This window comes from Citrobacter sp. Cpo071, from assembly GCF_030332765.1.
In the GTDB taxonomy this organism is placed as follows: Bacteria; Pseudomonadota; Gammaproteobacteria; order Enterobacterales; family Enterobacteriaceae; genus Citrobacter; species Citrobacter portucalensis.
Window position 1 is genome coordinate 14483 of record NZ_JAOWHE010000084.1, and the last position, 24511, is coordinate 38993.

General features: G+C 53.4%; 26 protein-coding genes. 16 read left to right on the plus strand and 10 right to left on the minus strand.

The features are described from left to right. Positions 1-17: 17 nt before the first annotated feature. Positions 18-1070: an HTH-type transcriptional regulator EutR gene (gene eutR / locus OGY09_RS15355; RefSeq protein ID WP_008785417.1), complete on the plus strand. Its 1053-nt coding sequence runs from the start codon at positions 18-20 to the stop codon at positions 1068-1070. A 95-nt stretch (positions 1071-1165) separates the two neighbouring features. Here eutR and hemF read toward each other — a convergent pair whose 3' ends face one another. Together hemF and amiA are read right to left on the minus strand one after the other, a co-directional pair. Next, positions 1166-2065, minus strand: coding sequence for an oxygen-dependent coproporphyrinogen oxidase (gene hemF / locus OGY09_RS15360; protein ID WP_032944165.1), 900 nt, complete (start codon positions 2063-2065; stop codon positions 1166-1168). A gap of 2 nt (positions 2066-2067) precedes the next feature. After that, the gene (amiA, locus tag OGY09_RS15365) at positions 2068-2937 is read right to left on the minus strand and encodes an N-acetylmuramoyl-L-alanine amidase AmiA (protein WP_003038046.1); all 870 of its coding nucleotides are present in this window, start codon (positions 2935-2937) and stop codon (positions 2068-2070) included. Between the two features lie 212 nt (positions 2938-3149). Here amiA and OGY09_RS15370 point away from each other — a divergent pair, with 212 nt between their 5' ends. The 10 genes from OGY09_RS15370 (at position 3150) to cysM (ending at position 11604) form a co-directional block, all read left to right on the plus strand. Then, on the plus strand, positions 3150-3575 hold the full coding sequence (locus tag OGY09_RS15370) for a GNAT family acetyltransferase (protein WP_003038048.1): 426 nt from the start codon (positions 3150-3152) through the stop codon (positions 3573-3575). Further along, positions 3562-4011, plus strand: coding sequence for a DUF2919 domain-containing protein (locus OGY09_RS15375; protein ID WP_008785415.1), 450 nt, complete (start codon positions 3562-3564; stop codon positions 4009-4011). The genes OGY09_RS15370 and OGY09_RS15375 overlap by 14 nt, the downstream gene beginning before the upstream one ends. A gap of 59 nt (positions 4012-4070) precedes the next feature. Further along, on the plus strand, positions 4071-4646 hold the full coding sequence (locus OGY09_RS15380) for an RpoE-regulated lipoprotein (RefSeq protein ID WP_032944164.1): 576 nt from the start codon (positions 4071-4073) through the stop codon (positions 4644-4646). Positions 4647-4739: 93 nt separating this feature from the next. Beyond that, positions 4740-5639: a porphyrinogen peroxidase gene (gene yfeX / locus OGY09_RS15385; RefSeq protein WP_003835022.1), complete on the plus strand. Its 900-nt coding sequence runs from the start codon at positions 4740-4742 to the stop codon at positions 5637-5639. 172 nt (positions 5640-5811) lie between these two features. Continuing rightward, entirely contained in the window at positions 5812-6603 is a 792-nt protein-coding gene (gene ucpA / locus OGY09_RS15390) for an SDR family oxidoreductase UcpA (protein ID WP_003835020.1), read from the plus strand. 157 nt (positions 6604-6760) lie between these two features. Then, positions 6761-7777, plus strand: coding sequence for a thiosulfate/sulfate ABC transporter substrate-binding protein CysP (gene cysP / locus OGY09_RS15395; RefSeq protein ID WP_003835019.1), 1017 nt, complete (start codon positions 6761-6763; stop codon positions 7775-7777). Continuing rightward, complete coding sequence (gene cysT / locus OGY09_RS15400) at positions 7778-8611, plus strand: sulfate/thiosulfate ABC transporter permease CysT (protein WP_003038061.1); 834 nt, start codon at positions 7778-7780, stop codon at positions 8609-8611. After that, the gene (gene cysW / locus OGY09_RS15405; protein WP_275399107.1) at positions 8611-9486 is read left to right on the plus strand and encodes a sulfate/thiosulfate ABC transporter permease CysW; all 876 of its coding nucleotides are present in this window, start codon (positions 8611-8613) and stop codon (positions 9484-9486) included. The genes cysT and cysW overlap by 1 nt, the downstream gene beginning before the upstream one ends. Further along, a complete protein-coding gene (gene cysA, locus OGY09_RS15410; RefSeq protein WP_032944161.1) occupies positions 9476-10573 on the plus strand; it encodes a sulfate/thiosulfate ABC transporter ATP-binding protein CysA in 1098 nt (365 codons plus the stop codon). Before cysW ends, cysA begins: the two co-directional genes overlap by 11 nt. Before the next feature lie 119 nt (positions 10574-10692). After that, positions 10693-11604 (plus strand): cysteine synthase CysM, encoded by a 912-nt coding sequence (cysM, locus tag OGY09_RS15415; protein ID WP_032944159.1) that lies wholly within the window; start codon positions 10693-10695, stop codon positions 11602-11604. Positions 11605-11694: 90 nt separating this feature from the next. Here the strand turns inward: cysM and OGY09_RS15420 are convergent, their stop codons facing one another. Together OGY09_RS15420 and ptsJ are read right to left on the minus strand one after the other, a co-directional pair. Beyond that, positions 11695-12411 (minus strand): type 1 glutamine amidotransferase, encoded by a 717-nt coding sequence (locus OGY09_RS15420; RefSeq protein ID WP_032944157.1) that lies wholly within the window; start codon positions 12409-12411, stop codon positions 11695-11697. 13 nt (positions 12412-12424) lie between these two features. Further along, on the minus strand, positions 12425-13717 hold the full coding sequence (ptsJ, locus tag OGY09_RS15425) for a MocR-like B6 salvage transcription factor PtsJ (protein WP_032944155.1): 1293 nt from the start codon (positions 13715-13717) through the stop codon (positions 12425-12427). A gap of 82 nt (positions 13718-13799) precedes the next feature. On the opposite strand from ptsJ, the gene pdxK reads away from it, so the two are divergent. Continuing rightward, positions 13800-14666, plus strand: coding sequence for a pyridoxine/pyridoxal/pyridoxamine kinase (gene pdxK, locus OGY09_RS15430; protein ID WP_032944154.1), 867 nt, complete (start codon positions 13800-13802; stop codon positions 14664-14666). After that, complete coding sequence (locus tag OGY09_RS15435) at positions 14663-14902, plus strand: hypothetical protein (protein ID WP_008785406.1); 240 nt, start codon at positions 14663-14665, stop codon at positions 14900-14902. Before pdxK ends, OGY09_RS15435 begins: the two co-directional genes overlap by 4 nt. A 148-nt stretch (positions 14903-15050) precedes the next feature. Here OGY09_RS15435 and crr read toward each other — a convergent pair whose 3' ends face one another. The 5 genes from crr to cysZ all read right to left on the minus strand — a co-directional run bounded on the left by crr (position 15051) and on the right by cysZ (position 19911). Then, entirely contained in the window at positions 15051-15560 is a 510-nt protein-coding gene (gene crr, locus OGY09_RS15440) for a PTS glucose transporter subunit IIA (protein ID WP_000522253.1), read from the minus strand. Positions 15561-15600: 40 nt separating this feature from the next. Continuing rightward, positions 15601-17328: a phosphoenolpyruvate-protein phosphotransferase PtsI gene (gene ptsI, locus OGY09_RS15445; protein ID WP_032944151.1), complete on the minus strand. Its 1728-nt coding sequence runs from the start codon at positions 17326-17328 to the stop codon at positions 15601-15603. Positions 17329-17373: 45 nt separating this feature from the next. Next, entirely contained in the window at positions 17374-17631 is a 258-nt protein-coding gene (gene ptsH, locus OGY09_RS15450; RefSeq protein WP_002913505.1) for a phosphocarrier protein Hpr, read from the minus strand. 383 nt (positions 17632-18014) lie between these two features. Then, positions 18015-18986: a cysteine synthase A gene (cysK, locus tag OGY09_RS15455; RefSeq protein WP_003038091.1), complete on the minus strand. Its 972-nt coding sequence runs from the start codon at positions 18984-18986 to the stop codon at positions 18015-18017. 163 nt (positions 18987-19149) lie between these two features. Continuing rightward, the gene (gene cysZ, locus OGY09_RS15460; protein ID WP_057066948.1) at positions 19150-19911 is read right to left on the minus strand and encodes a sulfate transporter CysZ; all 762 of its coding nucleotides are present in this window, start codon (positions 19909-19911) and stop codon (positions 19150-19152) included. Positions 19912-20141: 230 nt separating this feature from the next. On the opposite strand from cysZ, the gene zipA reads away from it, so the two are divergent. The 3 genes from zipA (at position 20142) to OGY09_RS15475 (ending at position 23462) form a co-directional block, all read left to right on the plus strand. Further along, the gene (gene zipA, locus OGY09_RS15465) at positions 20142-21155 is read left to right on the plus strand and encodes a cell division protein ZipA (RefSeq protein WP_275399106.1); all 1014 of its coding nucleotides are present in this window, start codon (positions 20142-20144) and stop codon (positions 21153-21155) included. 71 nt (positions 21156-21226) lie between these two features. After that, positions 21227-23242, plus strand: coding sequence for an NAD-dependent DNA ligase LigA (ligA, locus tag OGY09_RS15470; RefSeq protein ID WP_032944147.1), 2016 nt, complete (start codon positions 21227-21229; stop codon positions 23240-23242). Position 23243: 1 nt separating this feature from the next. Next, entirely contained in the window at positions 23244-23462 is a 219-nt protein-coding gene (locus tag OGY09_RS15475) for a DUF3820 family protein (RefSeq protein ID WP_032944144.1), read from the plus strand. On the opposite strand, the gene OGY09_RS15480 is transcribed toward OGY09_RS15475, so the two are convergent. Continuing rightward, positions 23459-24457 (minus strand): bile acid:sodium symporter family protein, encoded by a 999-nt coding sequence (locus OGY09_RS15480; protein ID WP_032944142.1) that lies wholly within the window; start codon positions 24455-24457, stop codon positions 23459-23461. The two genes, OGY09_RS15475 and OGY09_RS15480, sit on opposite strands and share 4 nt — an antisense overlap. Positions 24458-24511 lie beyond the last annotated feature (54 nt).

Below are 24511 nucleotides of genomic sequence, written 5' to 3' on the forward strand. Positions count from 1 at the left end.
TTCCGGCTTAAAAGATCATGAAAAAGAACCGTTCTGCGAACTTGCACCATCTTTATCATGAAGTATTACCCGAAGACGTTAAACTGACGCCGAAAGTGGAAGTGGACAACGTTCACCAACGGCGAACAACGGATGTGTATGAGCACGCGCTGACGATTACCGCCTGGCAGCAGATCTACGACCAGCTGCATCCGGGAAAATTTCATGGCGAGTTCACGGAAATCCTGCTCGATGATATTCAGGTGTTCCGTGAATACACCGGACTGGCGCTGCGTCAGTCGTGCCTTGTCTGGCCAAACTCATTTTGGTTTGGCATTCCGGCCACGCGCGGCGAGCAGGGATTTATTGGTACCCAGTGTTTGGGTAGCGCTGAAATTGCCACCCGCCCAGGCGGGACGGAGTTTGAACTGAGTACCCCGGATGATTACACCATTTTGGGTGTCGTCATTTCGGAAGAGGCCATTGCTCGTCAGGCCAACTTCCTGCATAACCCGGAAAGGGTGCTACATATGCTGCGCAATCAGTCGGCGCTGGAAGTTAAAGAACAACACAAAGCCGCGCTATGGGGCTTTGTGCAGCAGGCGCTGGCGACGTTTAGTGAGAATCCTGAAAACCTTCACCAACCCGCGGTGCGTAAAGTGTTGGGGGATAACCTGCTGCTGGCGATGGGCACCATGCTTGAAGAAGCGCAGCCGATTATGACTGCGGAGAGCATCAGCCATCAGAGCTATCGTCGCTTGCTGTCACGTGCGCGCGAATATGTGCTGGAAAATATGTCAGAGCCGCTGACCGTGCTCGACTTATGCAATCAGCTGCACGTTAGCCGCCGGACGTTGCAAAACGCCTTTCACGCGATCCTCGGTATTGGCCCGAATGCCTGGTTGAAACGTATTCGCCTGAACGCCGTTCGCCGTGAGTTGATAAGCCCATGGTCGCAGAGTGCGACGGTGAAAGACGCCGCCATGCAGTGGGGATTCTGGCATTTAGGGCAGTTTGCCACCGACTACCAGCAGCTGTTTGCGGAGAAACCGTCGTTGACGCTGCATCAGCGTATGCGCCAGTGGGCATGATGAGATTATTGTGCCGGATGCGACGCTAACGCGTCTTATCCGGCCTACGGGTTTGCCGTTGTTGTAGGCCTGATAAGCGTAGCGCCATCAGGCAATTACACCCAGTCGCGGACCTGAATAAACTCGCTAAGGGCAGCTTCCGGGCTGTTCGCTTCTGGCTGCCAGTCATACTCCCAGCGTACCAGCGGCGGCATCGACATCAGAATCGATTCCGTGCGCCCGCCGGTTTGCAAACCGAACAACGTGCCGCGATCCCACACCAGATTAAATTCCACATAGCGCCCACGACGATACAGCTGGAAATTACGCTCGCGCTCGCCCCAGCTCATCATTTTGCGGCGTTCGACGATGGGCAGATACGCCTCGGTGTATCCTTGACCTACCGCCTGCATAAAAGTGAAGCAGTGGTCGAAATCAGGGGTATTCAAATCATCGAAAAACAGCCCGCCAATTCCGCGTTGCTCGTTGCGGTGCTTGAGGAAGAAGTAGTCATCGCACCACTTCTTGTAACGTGGATAAACGTCATCGCCAAACGGCTGGCACAGGTCCCGCGCCGTGCGATGCCAGTGAACCGCATCCTCATCAAAGCCGTAGTAGGGCGTTAAGTCAAAGCCACCGCCAAACCACCACACGGGATCGGCCCCCGGTTTTTCCGCGATAAAAAACCGTACGTTGGCATGACTGGTTGGAATGTAGGGATTCTGCGGGTGCACCACCAACGAGACGCCCATGGCTTCAAAACTGCGCCCGGCAAGCTCCGGGCGATGCGCGGTAGCCGAGGCCGGCATTGCATCGCCGTGGATGTGGGAGAAGTTGACGCCTGCTTGCTCGAAAATACCGCCGTTACGCAACACCCGACTGCGCCCGCCGCCGCCCGCTTCGCGTTGCCAGTTATCCTCAACAAATTCGCTGCCGTCTACGGTGGATAACTGCTGACAAATTTCATCCTGCAGGCTGAGCAGGAACTGTTTTACGCGCTGTGCATCGGGCTTCATGGTTAACGTTTCTTCGAGTGTGCTTTCTGGTTATCAAACCAGTGGAAATAGCTGATGATGCCATTGGCGATAGCGGTGGCGATTTTCTGACGAAACGCCGCCGTACCCAGCAATCGTTCTTCTTCCGGGTTGGTGATGAACGAGGTTTCGACCAGGACCGACGGAATCGAAGGTGATTTTAGCACCACGAAGGCGGCCTGTTCCGTACTGCGACTGTGCAGACGGTGTACCGGCTTGATCTTCTTAAGAATATGCGAGCCTAACGTCAGGCTGTTTTTTATGGTGTCAGTTTGCACCAGATCGAACAGCACCTGCTGCAACAAATGATCTTTGTCAGTGGCCTTCTTTCCGGCGACTTCATCGGCCCGATTTTCACGATCGGACAGATATTTCGCCATGGCGCTACTGGCGCCGCGATTGGATAAGGCAAAGACCGAAGCACCCGCAGCGCTCGGATTGGTAAAACCGTCGGCGTGGATCGACATGAACAGGTCGGCACCATGTTTGTGGGCGATCTCGACGCGATCGTAGAGCGGAATAAACGTATCGCCGGAGCGGGTCAGGCGTGCATCAATCCCCTGGTTACGTAGGATCGAGCGCACATTTTTGGCAATCGCCAGTACCACGTGCTTTTCTTTCGACCCGTTGCGACCAATTGCGCCGGTATCAATCCCTCCGTGCCCCGGATCAAGGACAACAACGCGCTTAGCACCGGATTTTTTCGCTTTCGGTTTGCTGTGTCCATTGCTGGTCTTTAGCGCTTCTTCTTTAGCGATGGCTTGTGACATGCCTGACAGCGTCAGGGCGGCCAGCCCGGCTTTCAGCACCTGGCGGCGCGATGTGAGTGTTTTTAGTGGTTTAAAAGTGCTCATACGGCCTGAGTTGTAAAAAAAAGGTTCTAAACGTTATATCGTATCGCGTAGTCCGTTGCGACGGATCGAGATAAGAATTGTTTTACTTTTCATTTCAATACGTGACAATTCCGTATTATGCCATTTTTTCCGCCGCTTCGCGTCAGATATTGGCTAAATCAGCCGTTCGCGCCATAATCGCTTTTTAACGTCCTGAAAAGGTACCCAATACCATGGAAATACGCGTTTTTCGCCAGGAAGATTTCGAAGAGGTGATCACCCTCTGGGAGCGTTGTGATTTGCTGCGTCCATGGAACGACCCTGAAATGGACATCGAACGTAAAGTCAATCATGACGTCAGCTTGTTCCTCGTTGCTGAAGTGAACGGCGAGGTGGTCGGTACGGTGATGGGCGGATACGACGGGCATCGCGGTTCCGCCTATTACCTGGGCGTGCATCCTGAGTTTCGCGGTCGCGGCATCGCCAATGCGCTGCTCAACCGGCTGGAGAAAAAGCTCATTGCCCGCGGTTGTCCGAAGATTCAAATCATGGTGCGTGACGATAACGACGTCGTACAGGGCATGTATGAACGTTTGGGCTATGAACATGCGGATGTACTCAATCTGGGCAAGCGTTTGATCGAAGATGAAGAGTACTGAGTTTCATCCGGCCGACTATGACGGTCATGGGCGTCTGCGCCTGCCTTTTCTCTTCTGGTGCGTACTGCTGTTGCAGGCACGCACCTGGGTTTTGTTTGTGATTGCCGGTTCTTCCCGTGAGCAGGGCAACACCTTGCTGAATCTGTTTTATCCCGATCATGACGCATTCTGGCTTGGGTTGCTTCCCGGCGTTCCCGCCGTGTTGGCGTTTTTACTCAGTGGGCGACGCTTTGCGTTTCCGGTGCTCTGGCGCTGGCTGCGCGGATTATTGATTCTCGCTCAACTGGTGCTGCTGTGCTGGCAGCCGGTGATGTGGCTGGCAGGCGATCCTCTCAATGGCGTCGGGCTGGCGCTGTTGGTGGCGGATATTGTCGCGCTGATCTGGCTGTTAACCAATCAACGTCTGCGCGCCTGTTTTTCCCTTGAGAAAGAATAACGGCACTTTTTGGGGAAACCGGACTCCAAGCAACGTTGATAAATAAGGAAGGAAGTGAAATGAAATCACTGCGTTTGACTTTATGCGCGATGCCGCTGCTACTGGCCGGGTGTTCAACGTTGTCCTCGGTGAACTGGTCTGCCGCCAATCCGTGGAACTGGTTTGGTTCTTCAACGCAGGTCACAGAGCAGGGCGTAGGAGCGTTAACGGGCGCTACGCCGCTGGATGAAAAAGCCATTGCTGATGCGCTGGACGGTGATTACCGCCTGCGTAGCGGAATGAAGACCGATAACGGTAATGTGGTGCGCTTCTATGAAGCGATGAAAGACGACAAGCTGGCGATAGTCATCAACGGCAGCCAGGGAACCATCAGTCGTATTGATGTATTAGATCACGATATTTCGTCAGCCGCGGGTGTCGAAATAGGTACACCGTTTAGCGACCTTTACACTAAAGCTTATGGTAATTGCCAAAAAGCAACCGGCGATGACAGCGCGGGCGTTGAGTGTAAAGCTGAGGGAAGTCAACATATTAGCTATATTTTTTCCGGTGAATGGAGCGGACCTGAGGATATAATGCCGTCTGACGACACGCTGAAAGCGTGGAAAGTAAGCAAAATTATCTGGCGGCGTTAATTTGCGTCTGAACAAATCGGCTTGTTAAAAAAACAGGTAGAATAGCGCCCATCAATGCCACGATGTCGTGGCATCTTTTTTTCAGGAGGAACAATGTCTCAGGTTCAGAGTGGCATTTTGCCAGAACATTGCCGTGCGGCGATTTGGATTGAAGCCAATGTTAAAGGCGACGTTGATGCCCTGCGTGCGGCCAGCAAAACCTTCGCCGATAAGCTGGCGACCTTTGAAGCTAAGTTCCCGGATGCGCATCTGGGCGCGGTTGTCGCTTTTGGCAACAACACCTGGCGTGCATTGAGTGGCGGCGTCGGTGCTGAAGAGTTAAAAGACTTTATCCCTTACGGTAAAGGTCTGGCACCAGCAACCCAATATGACGTGTTGATCCATATTCTCTCTTTGCGTCATGACGTGAATTTCTCCGTTGCGCAGGCGGCAATGGAAGCATTTGGCGACTGTATTGAAGTTAAAGAAGAAATCCACGGTTTCCGTTGGGTCGAAGAGCGCGATCTCAGCGGCTTTGTTGACGGTACGGAAAACCCGGCAGGCGAAGAAACGCGCCGTGAAGTTGCTGTTATCAAAGATGGCGTGGATGCCGGTGGCAGCTATGTGTTTGTGCAGCGTTGGGAACATAACCTGAAGCAGCTTAATCGCATGAGCATCCATGACCAGGAAATGATGATTGGTCGCACCAAGGAAGCCAACGAAGAGATCGACGGTGATGACCGTCCGGTCACCTCTCACCTGAGCCGTGTTGACCTAAAAGAAGACGGTAAAGGGCTGAAAATTGTGCGCCAGAGCCTGCCATACGGTACTGCCAGCGGCACGCATGGTCTCTATTTCTGCGCCTACTGCGCTCGTCTGCACAACATTGAACAACAATTGCTGAGCATGTTTGGTGACACCGACGGTAAGCGTGATGCGATGCTGCGCTTCACCAAACCGGTAACCGGCGGTTATTACTTTGCACCGTCGCTGGACCGTTTAATGGCGCTGTAATGGTGAGCTGAGCCTGTTATCGGCCACGAAATAGACATCCCCGCATCGTCGGGGATTTTTTTTACCTGAGATTAACCTGATTTAGTGAGCTATTCCTCAGCACTAATTTGTTATTGCTGTATCTTCTGCGTGAATGAAGCGAAGGCTTCATATTCAAAAGGAGAATATTGAAATGGGAAAACTCACGGGCAAAACAGCATTGATTACGGGCGCATCTCAGGGTATTGGCGAGGGTATCGCCAGAACGTTTGCCCGCCATGGTGCGAACTTAATCCTGCTGGATATCTCCGATGAGATTGAAAAACTGGCGGATGAGTTGGCTGGGCGTGGGCACCGATGCACAGCCGTTCACGCTGACGTCAGAGATTTTGCGTCGGTCAAGGAAGCGGTGACGCGCGCGAAGCAGATTGAAGGCAAAATCGATATTCTGGTGAACAATGCCGGCGTATGCCGCCTCGGCAACTTCCTTGATATGAGCGATGAAGATCGCGATTTCCACATTGATATCAACATTAAAGGCGTCTGGAACGTGACGAAAGCCGTTCTGCCGGAGATGATTGCGCGCAAAGACGGGCGCATCGTGATGATGTCATCGGTGACCGGCGATATGGTTGCTGACCCGGGCGAAACGGCCTACGCGCTGTCGAAAGCCGCGATCATCGGTTTGACCAAATCCCTGGCGGTAGAATATGCGCAGTCCGGCATTCGCGTGAACGCCATTTGCCCTGGCTACGTACGTACGCCGATGGCGGAAAGCATTGCGCGTCAGTCTAACCCGGAAGATCCTGAATCCGTTTTAGTCGAAATGGCGAAAGCGATCCCGATGCGTCGTCTGGCCTGCCCGCTTGAGGTCGGTGAACTGGCGGCGTTCCTGGCATCGGATGAGTCCAGTTATTTAACTGGCACGCAAAACGTGATTGATGGCGGCAGCACTTTGCCTGAAAGCGTAAGCGTCGGCGTCTGATTGATGCCGGTCTCCTCCCCATGTGCTGGGGAGGAGGTACCCCTTATTCTCTTTTCAACTTTCAAATCATCAAACGGTATATAAAACCGTTACTCCTTTAGCACTGGTTATAAATATGATGACCATAAGAAAGTCATTTAATTTATAAGGGTGCGCAATGGCCGTTAACTTACTGAAAAAAAGAACACTGACGCTGGCAGCCATGCTGTTGCTGGTGGGGCAGGCGCAGGCAACGGAACTGCTGAACAGTTCATACGATGTTTCCCGCGAGCTATTTGCCGCCCTTAATCCGCCGTTTGAACAGCAATGGGCGAAGGATAACGGCGGTGACAAACTGACGATTAAACAATCTCATGCCGGGTCATCAAAACAGGCGTTGGCGATTTTGCAGGGGCTGAAAGCTGACGTCGTGACCTATAACCAGGTGACCGACGTGCAGATCCTGCATGACAAAGGCAAGCTGATCCCTGCCGACTGGCAAAGCCGCCTGCCGAATAACAGTTCGCCATTCTATTCCACCATGGCGTTTTTGGTGCGTAAGGGCAACCCGAAGAATATCCACGAATGGAACGATCTGGTTCGCCCGGACGTGAAGCTGATTTTCCCGAACCCGAAAACCTCCGGTAACGCACGCTATACCTATCTGGCAGCGTGGGGCGCGGCAGATAAAGCGGACGGTGGGGATAAAGCCAAAACCGAACAGTTCATGACCCAGTTTCTGAAAAACGTGGAAGTATTTGATACCGGCGGTCGTGGTGCAACTACCACCTTCGTGGAGCGCGGTCTGGGCGACGTACTGATTACCTTTGAATCGGAAGTGAACAATATCCGTAAACAGTATGAAGACCAGGGCTTCGAAGTGGTGGTGCCGAAGGTCAACATTCTGGCGGAGTTCCCGGTGGCCTGGGTAGATAAAAATGTGCAGGCCAACGGTACTGAAAAAGCGGCGAAAGCGTACCTGAACTGGCTGTACAGCCCGCAGGCGCAAACCATCATTACCGATTTCTACTATCGCGTGAATAACCCACAGGTAATGGACAAGCTGAAAGATAAATTCCCGCAGACCGAATTGTTCCGTGTGGAAGATAAGTTTGGCTCGTGGCCTGAAGTGATGAAAACGCACTTTGTCAGCGGCGGTGAGTTGGACAAACTGCTGGCGGCGGGGCGTAAGTAAATGTTTGCTGTTTCTTCCCGACGTGTGCTGCCCGGCTTCACTTTGAGCCTGGGCACCAGCTTACTGTTTGTCTGCCTGATATTGCTGCTGCCGCTGAGCGCGCTGGTGATGCAACTGGCGCAAATGAGCTGGGCGCAATACTGGGATGTGATTACCAATCCGCAGGTGGTGGCGGCTTATAAAGTGACGCTGCTGTCAGCGTTTGTTGCGTCGATTTTTAACGGCGTGTTCGGTTTGCTGATGGCGTGGATCTTAACACGCTATCGCTTTCCGGGCCGTACGCTGCTGGATGCGCTGATGGACCTGCCGTTCGCACTGCCTACGGCGGTGGCAGGTCTGACGCTGGCGTCACTGTTTTCGGTTAATGGCTTCTACGGCGAGTGGCTGGCGAAGCTGGATATCAAGGTGACCTACACCTGGCTCGGTATCGCGGTAGCGATGGCCTTTACCAGCATTCCGTTTGTGGTGCGTACCGTGCAACCGGTACTGGAAGAGTTAGGCCCGGAATATGAAGAAGCAGCTGAAACGCTCGGTGCTACGCGCTGGCAAAGTTTCCGTAAAGTAGTGCTGCCGGAGCTGTCTCCTGCGCTGGTGGCGGGCGTTGCGCTGTCGTTTACCCGCAGCCTCGGTGAGTTTGGCGCGGTTATTTTTATCGCCGGAAACATCGCATGGAAGACGGAAGTGACCTCGCTGATGATTTTTGTTCGCTTGCAGGAGTTTGACTACCCGGCCGCCAGCGCGATTGCTTCTGTGATCCTCGGGGCTTCGTTGTTGCTGCTGTTTTCAATTAACACTCTGCAAAGTCGCTTTGGTCGACGTGTGGTAGGTCACTGATGGCAGACATTACCCAATTGAAACGCTATGGCGCACCCCGCATCAACTGGGGGAAATGGTTTCTGATCGGCACGGGCATGCTGGTCTCCGCGTTTATTTTGCTGGTGCCGATGATTTACATCTTCGTGCAGGCGTTCAGCAAGGGATTAATGCCGGTATTACAGAACCTGGCGGATCCGGACATGCTGCATGCTATCTGGCTGACGGTGCTGATTGCGCTAATTGCGGTGCCGGTGAACCTGGTGTTTGGTGTGTTGCTGGCCTGGCTGGTGACCCGTTTTAACTTCCCCGGACGCCAACTACTACTAACGTTACTGGATATTCCATTTGCTGTCTCGCCGGTAATCGCCGGTCTGGTCTATCTGCTGTTTTACGGCTCTAACGGCCCGCTTGGTGGGTGGCTGGATGAGCATAACCTGCAAATTATGTTTGCCTGGCCGGGGATGGTGCTGGTGACAGTGTTCGTGACCTGTCCGTTTGTGGTGCGTGAGCTGGTGCCGGTGATGTTAAGCCAGGGCAGCAATGAAGATGAAGCGGCTGTGTTGCTGGGTGCATCCGGCTGGCAGATGTTCCGCCGCGTTACGCTGCCGAATATCCGTTGGGCATTGCTGTACGGTGTGGTGTTGACCAACGCCCGTGCGATTGGTGAGTTTGGCGCGGTGTCAGTGGTTTCCGGCTCGATTCGCGGCGAAACCCTATCGCTGCCGCTACAGATTGAATTACTGGAGCAGGACTACAACACGGTCGGCTCCTTTACCGCCGCGGCGCTATTAACGCTGATGGCGATTATTACCCTGTTTTTGAAGAGCATGTTGCAATGGCGTCTGGAGAACCAGGAAAAACGCGCGCAGCAGGAGGAAAATCATGAGCATTGAGATTGCCAATATTAAGAAGTCTTTTGGTCGCACCCAGGTGCTGAACGATATCTCGCTGGATATTCCTTCAGGTCAGATGGTCGCGCTGCTGGGGCCATCCGGCTCGGGCAAAACCACGCTGCTGCGCATTATTGCCGGGCTGGAGCATCAGTCCAGCGGGCATATCCGTTTTCACGGTACCGACGTCAGCCGATTGCACGCCCGCGACCGTAAGGTGGGGTTCGTGTTCCAGCACTATGCGCTGTTTCGTCATATGACCGTTTTCGACAATATCGCGTTTGGTCTGACGGTGCTGCCACGGCGTGAGCGCCCGAATGCGGCGGCCATCAAAGCAAAAGTGACCAAACTGCTGGAAATGGTTCAACTGGCTCATCTGGCGGACCGTTTCCCGGCACAGCTCTCCGGCGGGCAAAAACAGCGCGTGGCGTTGGCGCGTGCGCTGGCGGTAGAACCGCAGATCCTGCTGCTCGACGAACCGTTTGGCGCGCTTGATGCGCAGGTGCGCAAAGAGCTGCGTCGCTGGCTGCGTCAGCTGCATGAAGAGCTGAAATTTACCAGCGTGTTTGTTACCCACGACCAGGAAGAAGCAACGGAAGTCGCAGACCGCGTAGTGGTGATGAGTCAGGGTCATATCGAACAGGCTGATGCGCCGGATCAGGTATGGCGCGAACCGGCTACTCGTTTCGTCCTGGAATTTATGGGTGAGGTTAACCGCCTGCAGGGGACGATTCGTGGCGGCCAATTCCATGTGGGCGCACACCGCTGGCCGCTGGGTTATACGCCTGGCTATCAGGGACCGGTGGATCTGTTCCTGCGCCCGTGGGAAGTGGACGTGAGCCGTCGTACCAGCCTGGATTCGCCGTTGCCGGTACAAGTGCTGGAAGCCAGCCCGAAAGGACACTACACCCAATTAGTTGTGCAACCCCTGGGGTGGTATAACGAACCGTTGACGGTAGTCATGCAGGGCGATGATTCCCCTGTCCGCGGCGAACGTTTGTTTGTCGGGCTGCAAAATGCGCGCCTGTATAACGGCGACCAGCGTATTGAAACGCGGGAAGAGGAACTTGCCCTGGCGCAAAGCGCCTGATAGGTTAATTCGTATAGTTATCATCCGGTGGCGCTGCGCTTACCGGGCTTACCAGGTGCAGCATGACCTGTAGGCCGGGTAAGTACAGCGCCACCCGGCATTTTTATTGAGCTGAAAACGTGAACACATTAGAACAAACAATTGGCAATACGCCTCTGGTTAAATTACAACGTCTGGCGCCGGATAACGGTAGTGAAATTTGGGTCAAGCTGGAAGGCAATAATCCCGCAGGTTCGGTGAAAGACCGCGCCGCGTTGTCGATGATCGTCGAAGCGGAAAAACGCGGAGAAATTAAGCCAGGCGACGTGCTGATTGAGGCGACCAGCGGTAATACCGGAATTGCGCTGGCAATGATCGCCGCGCTGAAGGGCTATCGCATGAAGCTGCTGATGCCAGACAACATGAGCCAGGAGCGCCGTGCGGCGATGCGCGCCTATGGTGCCGAGCTGATTCTGGTCACCAAAGAGCAGGGGATGGAAGGCGCGCGCGATTTAGCCCTTGAGATGGCGCAGCGTGGAGAAGGCAAGCTGCTGGATCAGTTCAATAATCCTGATAACCCGTACGCGCACTACACCACCACCGGACCCGAAATCTGGCAGCAGACATCAGGCCGTATCACGCATTTCGTTTCCAGTATGGGAACGACAGGCACGATTACCGGCGTGTCGCGTTTTCTGCGCGAGCAGGAAAAACCGGTCACCATCGTCGGTCTGCAGCCGGAAGAGGGCAGCAGCATTCCAGGCATTCGCCGCTGGCCAGTAGAATATATGCCGGGTATTTTTAACGCTTCGCTGGTGGATGAGGTGCTGGATATTCATCAGAACGATGCGGAAAATACCATGCGTGAACTGGCCGTGCGCGAAGGGATTTTTTGCGGTGTCAGTTCTGGCGGCGCGGTAGCGGGCGCGTTACGCGTGGCGCGCGCGACACCGGGGGCAGTGGTGGTAGCGATCATCTGCGATCGCGGCGATCGCTACCTTTCGACCGGCGTTTTTGGTGAGGAGCATTTCAACCAGGGCGCAGGGATTTAATTTGTCGGCCTGATAAGCGTAGCGCTATCAGGCAAAGGTACGACACTATGCCGGATGATGACGCAAAGCGTCTTATCCGGCCTGCCATAATCAATCGTTACGTTTTTCCACAAGCTTATCAAGGAATTGCCACAGCTTCTCATTCATCTGCTGATAATCCCATGCTCGCATCTCTTCAACGGAACGGATGAAGCACTTGCCTTTAGCTTCCGCCAGTTCTTGTTCGGAGTGTTGAATAAGCCCTTCTATAGCATCAGCCGTAAACTCCATATGGCACTGAAAACCATAAACAAAATTACCGTATTGCACGATTTGTCGTGGGCAGCCCTCGCTGGCAGCAAGAATGGTCGCCTGGTCGGTTAATCCTGGCATGTCGTTGTGCCAGTGACCGACGGTAAGCGGTGAGCCGAAATGGCTGAACAGCGGGTGCTGTTGACCGGCTTCGGTCAGAACGATGGGGTAGTGACCAATCTCTTTTTCCGGACTCTGGCACACCTTCGCACCCAGCGCTTCGCCGATTAACTGTGAACCCAGGCAGATCCCCACCACAATTTTACGTGCCGCAATCGCCTGGTTGATCAGATGCTGCTCGGCCTGAGAATCAAAGTACGGGCACTCTGCCAGCGTGGTTCGTGGTGACTGCGGACCGCCAAACACCACCAACATATCGAAATCATCGGCGTTCGCAGGAACCGCTTCTCCGGCATAAACGCGCGACCAACTGACGCTATAGCCGCGTGATTCGGCCCACGGCAGATACGCGCCAGCAGATTCGAAAGACTCATGAATAACAAAATGAACTCGCACTTTTTCTCTCCTGTTAGCGTTTTAGCGCCTGATGAATATCAGCCGCCAGCTTATCAATGTCGCTGTCAGTTAAGGTTGACAGCGTAATACGCAGGCCGTGGGCAGGCGTGTTGACGCCAAACACTTCGCCTTCCCGCACCAGCCAGCCGGACTTTGCCAGCGCAAAAGCGATCGCCTGGCTGTTATCTTCCAGCGGTAGCCACATATTCAGACCGTCACCAACGGGCAACTCAATGCCATGTCGCCGCAGTGCTGCCGCCAACGTTTGCTGCTGGGCGGCGTAAAACTGCTGAGTTTGCGCCAGCGTGTGTTGATAAGTCTCGTCACTCAGGCAGGCGCAGGCCAAATCCTGCAGCAGGTGGCTGACCCACTGACTGCCGGAGTTGAGCCGTAAACGTAGCTTCCCTGAAGTGAGCGGATCGCTGGCCACAATGGCCAGGCGTAAATCCGGACCTAACGTTTTTGACATCGAACGGACAATGGCCCAGTGCGTGGTTTCCTTCGCAATCACCGGATACCAGTGGCAAGCAGATAGCAGCGCAAAGTGGTCGTCGACGATCACCAGCGTCTGCGGATAGCGAGCCAGGATTTCCTGCAATTGCGCCGCGCGTGAAGCGCTCAGGCTGCATCCTGTCGGGTTATGCGCGCGCGGTGTCAGAATCACTGCCCGCGCACCTTTCTGTAGCGCGAGTTCCAGTTGGTCCGGCAGCATGCCTTCGTGGTCAACATTGGCCGGACTGGCGGAGAAACCAGCATAACGCAGCATGTTGATGCTGCTCAAAAAGCATGGATCTTCTACGACAACGCTATCTCCAGGCAGTAAATGGGCGCACAGTAGCCGTTCGATAGCATCAATGGCGCCGCTGGTGATATCAATTTCCCCTTTGCCGGGCATTGCATTTTGCATCCATTGTGATGCCCATACCTTAAGCCCTGGTGATACAGCGGCATCGCCGTACAAACGCGGATTCTTATTTATCATTGCGAAATAACTACTCAGGTCAGGAAGACGCGAGGGCGCTGGATTACCGCCGGAAAGATCGATAAGCGGGGTATCCGGATTACCACCTTCCAGCGCAACGGGGGCAGTAATCCCCTTAATCACCGTGCCGTTGCGTCCCAGGCTCTGCGCCAACCCGGAGGTGACCAGGCGTTTGTAAGCCGCCGCGACAGTATTGCGGTTCACGTTTAATTCCGTTGCCAGTTCCCGCACTGGCGGCAACGTTTCGCCTGCTGCCAGCGTGCCTGTAGTGACATGTTGACGGATACTGTCAAAAATTTCGTTAGCGGTTTTTCCGTCGATCATTATTGACCTATGACAAAATGAATTTTAGCATATGACGATAATAGTGAGGCGTAGGCCCGCTGTCCAGCGAGAGGAGAAATTTATGGAGCAGGAGAGTGATATCCAGTCAGTGCTCTTTGACGACACGAATCGGGCGTTACAGACCGATATCGTCGCCGTCCAGTCACAGGTGGTGTATGGCAGCGTAGGTAACAGCATCGCCGTCCCGGCTATTAAAGCGCAGGGGTTACGCGTGACGGCAGTACCCACGGTGCTGTTCAGTAATACCCCGCATTATGAAACCTTTTACGGCGGCGTTATTCCGTCTGACTGGTTTAGCGGCTATCTCCGCGCCTTAAGCGAGCGTGATGCCTTACGTGAGCTAAAGGCGGTGACTACAGGATACATGGGCAGCGCGGAGCAAATCGCCTTGCTGGCACAGTGGCTGGAAACCGTTCGGGCAACGCATCCGGACCTGTGCATTTTGGTCGACCCCGTGATTGGCGATACGGATAGCGGCATGTATGTGAAAGCCGAAATCCCGGAAGCTTATCGTCAGCACCTGCTGCCGCTGGCGCAGGGGCTGACGCCGAACGTGTTCGAGCTGCAAATGCTGAGCGGAAAGCCGTGTCGTACGCTTGATGAAGCCATTACGGCGGCACAATCACTGCTCACCGACACGCTGAAATGGGTGGTGATTACCAGCGCGCCGGGGGATAGCGAAGAGATTATTAACGTTGCGGTGGTGACGGCTGAAACGGTTGAGGTGCTGGCCCACCCGCGGGTGAAAACGGATCTGAAGGGGACTGGCGATTTGTTCTGTGCTGAGCTGGTGAGCGGTATTGTGTTGGGTAAAGCGCTGACGACCGCGACGCACGACGCCGCACAGCGGGTGCTGGACGTGATGACGTGGACCAACCTGTGCGGTTGTGATGAATTAATTCTGCCACCGGTAGGGGAGGCGCGATGAAGAGTTACCGGCTGGTAGTTCGCCAGAATGGGCGTATGGTTGGACATTTTGACACCAACGGGGCAGCAGCGCTGGAAGATATCTGTGTAGCGCGGGCCATGTTTGGTATTGCGGGTGGCTACGACTGTGAATTGTTAGTGGCAGACTCGGAGCGAAGGATGCTGGAAAGCGGGCCGGAAGGGATGAAGATTCTGATGCGCGAGGCGTGTTACCGACCGGTCACCTCACAGATTTAATGCCGGATGGCGACGAGAACGTCTTATCCGGCCTACGTTACGGAGTTTGCTGTAGGCCGGATAAGCGTAGCGCCATCCGGCAGGGTTTTGATATCCATCAGATAAAAAAAATGGCGCCTGATGGCGCCATCTTTCTCTGCAAAAAGAATTACTTCTTGATGCGGATAACCGGAGTCTCACCCACTGTCACGCTACCGGACAGTTTGATCAGCTCTTTGATTTCGTCCATGTTGGAGATAACAACCGGAGTCAGGGTAGACTTGGCTTTTTCTTCCAGCAGCGGCAGATCGAATTCAATAACCGGGTCGCCCACTTTCACGCGCTGACCTTCTTCAGCGATGCGTTTGAAGCCTTCGCCTTTCAGTTCAACGGTATCAATACCGAAGTGAACAAACAGCTCAATGCCGCTGTCGGATTCGATAGAGAAAGCGTGGTTGGTTTCAAAGATTTTGCCGATGGTGCCATCAACAGGGGCAACCATTTTGTTACCGGTTGGTTTGATAGCAATGCCATCACCAACGATTTTTTCAGCAAAAACTACATCCGGCACGTCTTCGATGTTGACGATCTCGCCAGAGAGCGGAGCAACGATCTCAATAGTTCCGGTGTCTTTCTTATCATCAGAAACCAGAGATTTCAGTTTATCGAACAAACCCATGATCTTCTCCTAAGCAGTAAATTGGGCCGCATCTCGTGGATTAGCAGATTGTTTTTTCTTCAATGAACTTGTTAACCAGCGTCATTAACTCGTCCGTTGTCGGTTGAGCAAGAGCCTGCTCTGCTAACACCTTCGCATCTTCGAAGTTCGTGTTACGGATAATCTTCTTAATGCGCGGGATAGAAATGGCGCTCATAGAGAATTCGTCCAGACCCATCCCCAGCAACAGAAGTGTAGCACGTTCGTCGCCTGCAAGCTCACCACACATGCCAGTCCATTTGCCTTCAGCATGAGAAGCATCAATAACCTGCTTGATCAGCGTCAGCACAGATGGCGACATCGGTTGGTAAAGGTGTGAAATCATATCATTACCACGGTCAACTGCCAGGGTGTACTGCGTTAAATCATTGGTGCCGATACTAAAGAAATCAACTTCTTTGGCTAAATGACGCGCAATTGTTGCCGCAGCTGGTGTTTCCACCATCACGCCAATCTCAATGTTCTCGTCAAATGCTTTACCTTCGTCGCGCAGTTCCTGTTTGTAGATTTCGATCTCTTTGCGCAGTGCACGCACTTCTTCAACAGAGATGATCATTGGGAACATGATACGCAGTTTGCCGAAAGCAGAGGCGCGCAGGATAGCGCGAACCTGGTCACGCAGGATCTCTTTACGATCCATGGCGATACGCACGGCACGCCAGCCCAGGAACGGGTTCTCTTCTTTCGGGAAGTTCATGTACGGCAGTTCTTTATCGCCGCCGATGTCCATGGTACGGACGATGACCGCCTGAGAGCCACAGGCTTCAGCAACGGCTTTATACGCAGCAAACTGTTCTTCTTCAGTTGGCAGCGATTCACGGTCCATGAACAGGAATTCGGTGCGGTACAGACCCACACCTTCAGCGCCGTTACGCTCGGCGCCTTCAACGTCACGAACGGTACCGATGTTGGCGCAAACTTCAACCTGATGTCCGTCCAGCGTGATAGCCGGCAGATCTTTCAGCTTAGCGAGTTCCGCTTTCTCGGTTGCAACCTGCTCCTGAACGGCACGCAGTTGCTCAATAACGTCGTTGGTCGGATTGACGTAAACCTGATTGTTTACGGCATCCAGAATCAGATAGTCGTCGTTTTTCACCTGAGAGGTGACGCTACCCGTACCTACGATGGCAGGCAGTTCCAGAGAACGCGCCATGATAGAGGTATGAGAGGTACGTCCGCCCGCATCAGTGATGAAACCCAGCACCTTGTTCAGGTTCAGCTGTGCGGTTTCTGACGGGGTCAGGTCTGCGGCAACCAGGATAACTTCGTCCTGGATAGCGCTCAGATCAATAATTGCCAGACCCAGAATGTTACGCAGCAGGCGTTTACCGATGTCACGTACGTCAGCCGCACGTTCTTTCAGGTATTCATCATCCAGCTCTTCCAGGGCTGTGGCCTGACCTTCGATAACTTCATGCGCAGCTGCATCAGCCGTCATGTGCTTATCTTTAATCAGGGCTATGATTTCCTGCTCCAGCTCCTCATCTTCGAGCAGCATGATATGCCCTTCAAAGATGGCTTCTTTTTCTTCACCGAACGTTTCACCAGCTTTGGTTTTGATCGCTTCCAGTTGCGCAGATGCCTTGGCACGACCGCTCAGAAAACGTTCAACTTCCTGATCAACCTTGTCGGCAGAAATTTTTTTCCGGTCAATGACGATCTCGTCTTCTTTCAGCAGCAATGCTTTACCGAAAGCGATACCCGGGGATGCTAAAATGCCTGAAATCATAACCCTACCTTACTTGTGACTGATATTTAAAAGAACTCGTTGAACTTACTCGAGTTCAGCCATCAGTTTAACCAGATGCTCAACTGCTTTCTGCTCGTCTTCACCTTCTGCGGACAGGGTGACAACGGTACCCTGAGTCAGGCCCAGAGTCTGCAGTTTAAACAGGCTTTTGGCGCTAGCGCTTTTGCCGTTGGAAGTCACAGTAATTTCAGAAGTAAAGCCTTTTGCTTCTTTAACAAACTGAGCAGCAGGGCGAGTATGCAGACCGTTCGGAGCGGTAATGGTAACTTCTTGCTGGAACATTATATTTCCCCAACTTATAGGTTTAGTGTTGTGGAACTAAAGTCTAGCCTGGCGGCTCAACTTTAGCCTGTATTGTTAGCATCGGCGTAAACTGGACGCGACACAAAAGGAGTTCGGTGCAATCCGTTGCTGGCAACTTCTTGCCGCTGACGTTTCGTTCGTCATTAAACATTATGCCGCGAAAGGAAGAGTTGAACCAAATCATAAAATCGATTCAGCTAGCGCTTTTCCTGTAACGATTAATTTCGCGCATCAAAATAATTAGTTTGGTTAAATACCAGTTCCGGCGGGCTGAATCAATGCCAGGCGAGTTGAAACTTTGAAGCAGGCCACAAAAAAGCACCCAAAAGGGTGCTTTTTTACGCGTTTTTAACATGCTGGCACTACTGTTGCAGTTCTTTCTCTGTAAAGAGATCGGCAAACAGTGCAGTGCTCAGATAACGCTCACCCGATGACGGTAGAATAACCACTATATTCTTATTGGTAAAGGTTTCATCTTCCTGGAGCTTAAGCGCGGCAGCAACCGCAGCACCGGAAGAGATCCCAGCCAGAATACCTTCTTCTTCCATCAGACGACGCGCAGTAGAAATAGCTTCATCATTAGTGATGGCAACGACTTTATCGATAAGCTTCAGATCAAGGTTACCCGGAATGAAGCCTGCTCCAATGCCCTGAATTTTATGCGGGCCCGGTTTGAGTTCTTCACCTGCCAGCGCCTGGGCGATAACCGGGGAGTCGGTAGGTTCAACCGCGACGGTGATCAGATCGGTTTTGCCTTTAGTGCCTTTAATGTAACGGGTCACACCAGTCAACGTACCGCCGGTACCGACGCCGGAAATAAAGACATCAACCTGGCCATCGGTATCTTCCCAGATTTCCGGGCCGGTAGTTTTTTCGTGGATTTCCGGGTTTGCCGGGTTGCTGAACTGCTGCAGCAGCAGGAATTTTTCCGGATCGCTGGCCACAATTTCTTCCGCTTTCTGAATCGCGCCCTTCATACCTTTTGCGCCTTCGGTCAACACCAGGTTCGCTCCCAGCGCTTTTAAGAGCTTGCGGCGCTCAATGCTCATGGTTTCAGGCATGGTCAGAGTCAGTTTGTAGCCGCGAGCTGCGGCAACGTAGGCCAGCGCAATCCCTGTGTTGCCGCTGGTTGGTTCGACCAGCTCTACACCCGGTTTCAGTACACCACGTTTTTCGGCATCCCAAATCATGTTGGCACCGATACGGCATTTGACGCTAAAGCTTGGGTTGCGTGATTCCACCTTCGCCAGAATGCGTCCGTTACCGATACGGTTCAGTCGAACCAGCGGCGTATGACCGATAGTCAGCGAGTTGTCTTCAAAAATCTTACTCATGGCCTGTCCTTAACTGTATGAAATTGGGATACCGCTTCAGCATACCTGTTGAGAAAGTATGGGGAAGTAAGGAATTCGTATATCTATATGCCACCAGGAAATAATGCGTTGCAGTATGGAATAAGAGCGGGCATAAGCCAGCCCGCTTTTACACATTTTTGCATTACTTCCATAACGCGTGCTTAGCACGATAGCAGTCTACCCACATCGCCGTGGCACCACAAACCGCGACCGGCATGATGAACAGATTGAGCACCGGAATCATGGTGAACAGGCTGGTCAATGCGCCAAATTGCATATTGGTGACCTTGCGTGTGCGCAGCGCGACGCGCATCTCCTTAAAAGGCACCTTATGGTTATCAAACGGATAATCGCAGTACTGAATGGCCAGCATCCACGCGCTGAACAGGAACCACAGCACCGGGGCTACGGTCTGACCAATACCCGGAATGAAATAGAGGATCAGCAACACGACGGCGCGCGGGAGATACCACGCCAGCTTTTGCCATTCACGTTTCATAATACGGGGAACATCTTTCATGATGCCGAGAACGCCGGTGTCAGGCGGTGTTGCGCCCGTTAAGCGTGCTTCCAGCTGTTCTGCCAGCAGACCGTTAAACGGCGCGGCAATCCAGTTGGCTATGGTGGAAAACAGGTAGCCGAACACCAGTAGTACGGAGATAGTGACAATCGGCCACAGCAAGTAGCTGAGCCACTGAAGCCAGTCAGGGACGTGACTCATCAGCGCGGGGATCCAGCTATCGAGTTGTGTGAATAGCCACCAGAATGCGCCGCCCATCAGCAGGATATTCACCAGCAAAGGCAGGATGACAAAGCGACGAATGCCCGGTTGGGTGATGAGCTTCCATCCCTGTGAAAAGTAATAAAGGCCGCTGCGAGGTACGACTGCAGATGATGAAACCATGGTCAGGACATACTCCTTGTTATATAAGCTCTGGTAAACTTTGCGTATCTTACCGGGTTGTTGAGCGTTAAGCTGTTCAGAAATGTTCGAAAAAACAGCAAAAAGCACAATTTTGTTCATCTTTATGCCGTGAAAGCCAAGAGTGCACTTGCACTTGGCGTAATCGACAAATACTCTTAGTGAGTAAATGTTTGCCGTGGTGGCAAGGTGTTAGAACAACAGAGAATATAATGATGCAGGATTTGCGTCTGATATTAATCATTGTTGGCGCGATCGCCATAATCGCTTTACTGGTACATGGTTTTTGGACTAGCCGTAAAGAGCGGTCTTCTATATTCCGCGATCGCCCACTGAAACGCATGAAGTCTAAACGTGAAGACGAGGATTCGTTCGACGACAACGTCGAGGAAGACGAAGGCGTGGGCGAAGTTCGCGTTCATCGTGTGAATCATGCTCCCGGTAACGCGCAGGAACATGGTGTTCCTCCTCAGTCGCCGCAACACCAGTACCAGCCGCCTTATGCGTCTGCTCAGCCGCGTCAACCCGCGCCGCAGCCTGCACAAGCGCCGGTACCGCCGCCGCATGTTCAGCAGCAGCCGCAGCCTGTACAACCGCAGCAGCCGGTGCAGCATCAGCCTGTTCAGCAACAACCTGTGCAGCAGCAGATGCAGCATCAGCCCGTTGCTCCGCAGGTTCAGCAGCCCGTGCAGCAAGCACCGCAACCTGCGCCGCAGGCTTTCCAGCCCGCAGAGCCTGCCGTTGAACATCAACCGCAGCCTGAGCCGGTAGTTGAAGAAGCTCCTGTTGCTGAAAAACCGCAGCGTAAAGAAGCGGTCATTATTATGAACGTTGCGGCGCATCACGGTAGTGAGCTCAACGGTGAAGTGCTGCTCAACAGCATTCAGCAAGCCGGTTTTAAATTTGGCGATATGAATATTTTCCATCGTCATTTGAGCCCGGATGGCAGCGGTCCTTCGCTGTTCAGCCTTGCCAATATGGTTAACCCAGGAACGTTTGACCCCGAAATGACGGGTGATTTCAGCACCCCTGGCGTGACTATTTTTATGCAGGTTCCGTCCTACGGTGACGAGCTGCAAAACTTTAAGCTGATGCTGCAGTCTGCACAGCACATTGCCGATGAAGTGGGTGGTGTGGTGCTCGACGATCAACGTCGCATGATGACGCCGCAGAAACTGCGCGAGTATCAGGACCGCATCCGCGAAGTTAAAGAATCTCGCGCCTGATTTTCCTCTGGCGTGACATCTCCTTGCTAAACCCCCGCCTGTCGGGGGTTTTTTATCATTGATGGTGCGATATGGAATCAATCGAACAACAACTGACAGAACTGCGAACCACGCTTCGCCATCATGAGTATCTCTACCATGTGATGGATGCGCCGGAAATTCCCGATGCGGAATATGATCGCCTGATGCGTGAACTGCGCGAGCTGGAAGCGCAGCATCCGGAACTTATCACCCCCGACTCGCCAACCCAACGTGTTGGCGCCGCCCCGTTAGCAGCGTTCAGCCAGATTCGCCATGAAGTGCCAATGCTGTCGCTGGATAACGTGTTTGATGAAGAGAGTTTTCTCGCCTTCAACAAGCGCGTGCAGGACAGACTAAAGAGTACGGATAAACTAACCTGGTGCTGCGAACTGAAGCTGGACGGGCTGGCGGTCAGTATCCTGTATGAAAACGGTGTGCTGGTCAGTGCCGCAACGCGTGGTGATGGTACTACGGGTGAGGATATTACCTCGAACGTGCGCACCATCCGTGCGATCCCGTTAAAACTGCGAGGCGATAACATTCCGACGCGTCTGGAAGTGCGCGGTGAAGTGTTCCTGCCGCAGGCCGGATTTGAAAAAATTAACGAAGAGGCCCGCCGCACTGGCAACAAAGTGTTTGCTAACCCGCGTAACGCAGCGGCCGGGTCATTGCGCCAGCTCGATCCGCGTATCACAGCGAAGCGACCGCTTACTTTCTTCTGCTATGGCGTTGGTGTGCTGGAAGGTGGTGTGCTGCCTGATACCCACCTGGGCCGTCTGCTGCAATTTAAAGAGTGGGGATTGCCGGTGAGCGACAGAGTTACGCTTTGCGACTCTCCGGAGGAAGTACTTGCTTACTATCACAAGGTTGAAGAAGACCGACCGACGCTGGGATTCGATATCGACGGTGTGGTGATCAAAGTCAACTCTATGGTGTTGCAGGAACAACTGGGTTTTGTTGCCCGCGCGCCGCGCTGGGCGGTGGCCTTTAAGTTCCCGGCGCAAGAGCAGATGACCTTCGTACGTGATGTTGAGTTTCAGGTTGGACGTACCGGGGCGATTACACCTGTCGCCCGCCTTGAGCCAGTTCAGGTTGCCGGGGTGTTGGTCAGTAACGCCACCTTGCACAATGCGGATGAAATTGAGCGTCTTGGTTTGCGTATTGGCGATAAAGTCGTCATTCGCCGTGCGGGCGATGTCATCCCGCAGGTAGTGAATGTCGTGCTTTCCGAGCGCCCGGACGATACGCGTGAAATTGAGTTTCCCACACACTGTCCGGTATGCAACTCAGACGTTGAGCGTGTGGAAGGCGAAGCGGTTACTCGCTGTACTGGTGGTTTAATCTGCGGAGCGCAGCGTAAGGAATCGCTGAAACACTTCGTTTCCCGCCGTGCGCTGGACGTTGACGGCATGGGCGACAAAATTATCGATCAACTGGTCGAGAAGGAGTATGTCCACACACCAGCGGATCTCTTCACACTGACCGCAGGTAAGCTGACCGGTCTTGATCGTATGGGGCCGAAATCGGCTCAAAAAGTGGTGAATGCGCTGGAAAAAGCAAAAGAAACGACGTTTGCCCGTTTCCTCTACGCGCTGGGTATTCGCGAAGTCGGCGAAGCTACGGCGGCTGGTCTGGCGGCGCATTTTGGCACCCTTGAGGCGCTGGAAGCGGCCTCTATTGAAGAGCTGCAAAAAGTGCCGGATGTCGGCATTGTGGTAGCGACCCACGTGTTTAATTTCTTTGCTGAAGAGAGTAACCGCGAGGTGATCGTCCAACTGCTGGCGCAGGGGATTCACTGGCCAGCGCCGGTGGTCATCAACGCTGAAGAAATCGACAGCCCCTTCGCGGGGAAAACGGTGGTGCTAACCGGGAGCCTGAGCCTGATGTCACGCGATGACGCCAAAGCGCGACTGACTGAGTTGGGTGCAAAAGTGGCCGGCAGCGTATCGAAGAAAACCGACCTGGTGATTGCCGGTGAAGCGGCGGGTTCGAAGCTGGCAAAAGCGCAGGAACTGGGTATTGCCGTGATCGATGAAGCTGAAATGATCCGCTTACTGGGTGCCTGAGATGGAAAAAGAGCAGCTGGTTGAAATCGCCAATACCGTGATGCCCTTTGGCAAATATAAAGGGCGTCGGCTGATTGATGTACCGGAAGAGTATCTGCTGTGGTTTGCCCGTAAGGATGAATTCCCGGCGGGCAAGCTCGGCGAGCTGATGCAAATCACGCTGCTGATTAAAACTGAAGGGCTGACGCAACTGGTGCAGCCCCTGAAACGCCCGCTCTAAGCCTTTGCGGCGTGGCTTTTCTGCTGCGCCTGCAATGCGTCCGTTTGTTGCTTGTAGCGACGTGCCAGCACGGCACACACCATCAGCTGAATTTGATGGAAGATCATCAACGGCAGCACCATCATTCCTATCACTGACGTCGGGAACAGAATATTTGCCATTGGGATCCCATTCGCCAGGCTCTTTTTCGATCCGCAAAAGACAATGGTGATCTCATCGGCTTTGTTGAAGCCGCATTTCCGCGCAACAAAGACGTTGATGCCAATCACAATTGCCAGCAATACGATGCTGACCACCACGATAAACAGCAGTGAGCCAATCCCCACTTTGTGCCAGATCCCGTTAACCACGGCTTCACTGAAGGCGGAGTACACCACCAGCAAGATGGAGGATTGGTCCGTTTTGGCTATCCATTTTTTATGTCGGGACACCCAGTTACCAATCCACGGACGTGAAAGATGTCCCAGTACGAACGGCAGCAGCAGCTGCAGCATGATTTTCCCCACCTGCTCCAGACTGCCTTCTGCGCCATGCATATTCATTACCAGGCCAACCAGTAACGGCGAGAGAAAAATACCCAGCAGGCTGGAGGCCGAAGCGGAACACACGGCGGCAGCAACGTTACCCCCCGCCAGCGACGTAAAAGCGATTGCCGACTGCACCGTGGCCGGCAAAATACACAGGTACAGGAAACCGGTGTACAGCATCGGGTCAACATTTACCGGTGCCCACCAGGCGAACAGAACGCCCAGCACCGGGAAAACAACAAACGTGCTGCACATCACCCACAGATGTAAACGCCAGTGACTACCGCCGGCAATAATGGCTTCACGCGAAAGCTTCGCCCCGTGCATAAAAAACAGTAGGGCAATGGCAGCGGTGGTTAAGCCTTCAAAGAAAGGTACAAAGCCACCTTCGGCCGGGAAAAAGGACGCCAGTAAAACGACCGTAATCAACGTTATCGTGAACGGATCAAGGATACGAAAAAGTTTCATAAAAGCTCCTGAAATTCGGTAGGAACATTTTGCGTTTTTCTGTTTGAGAAATAA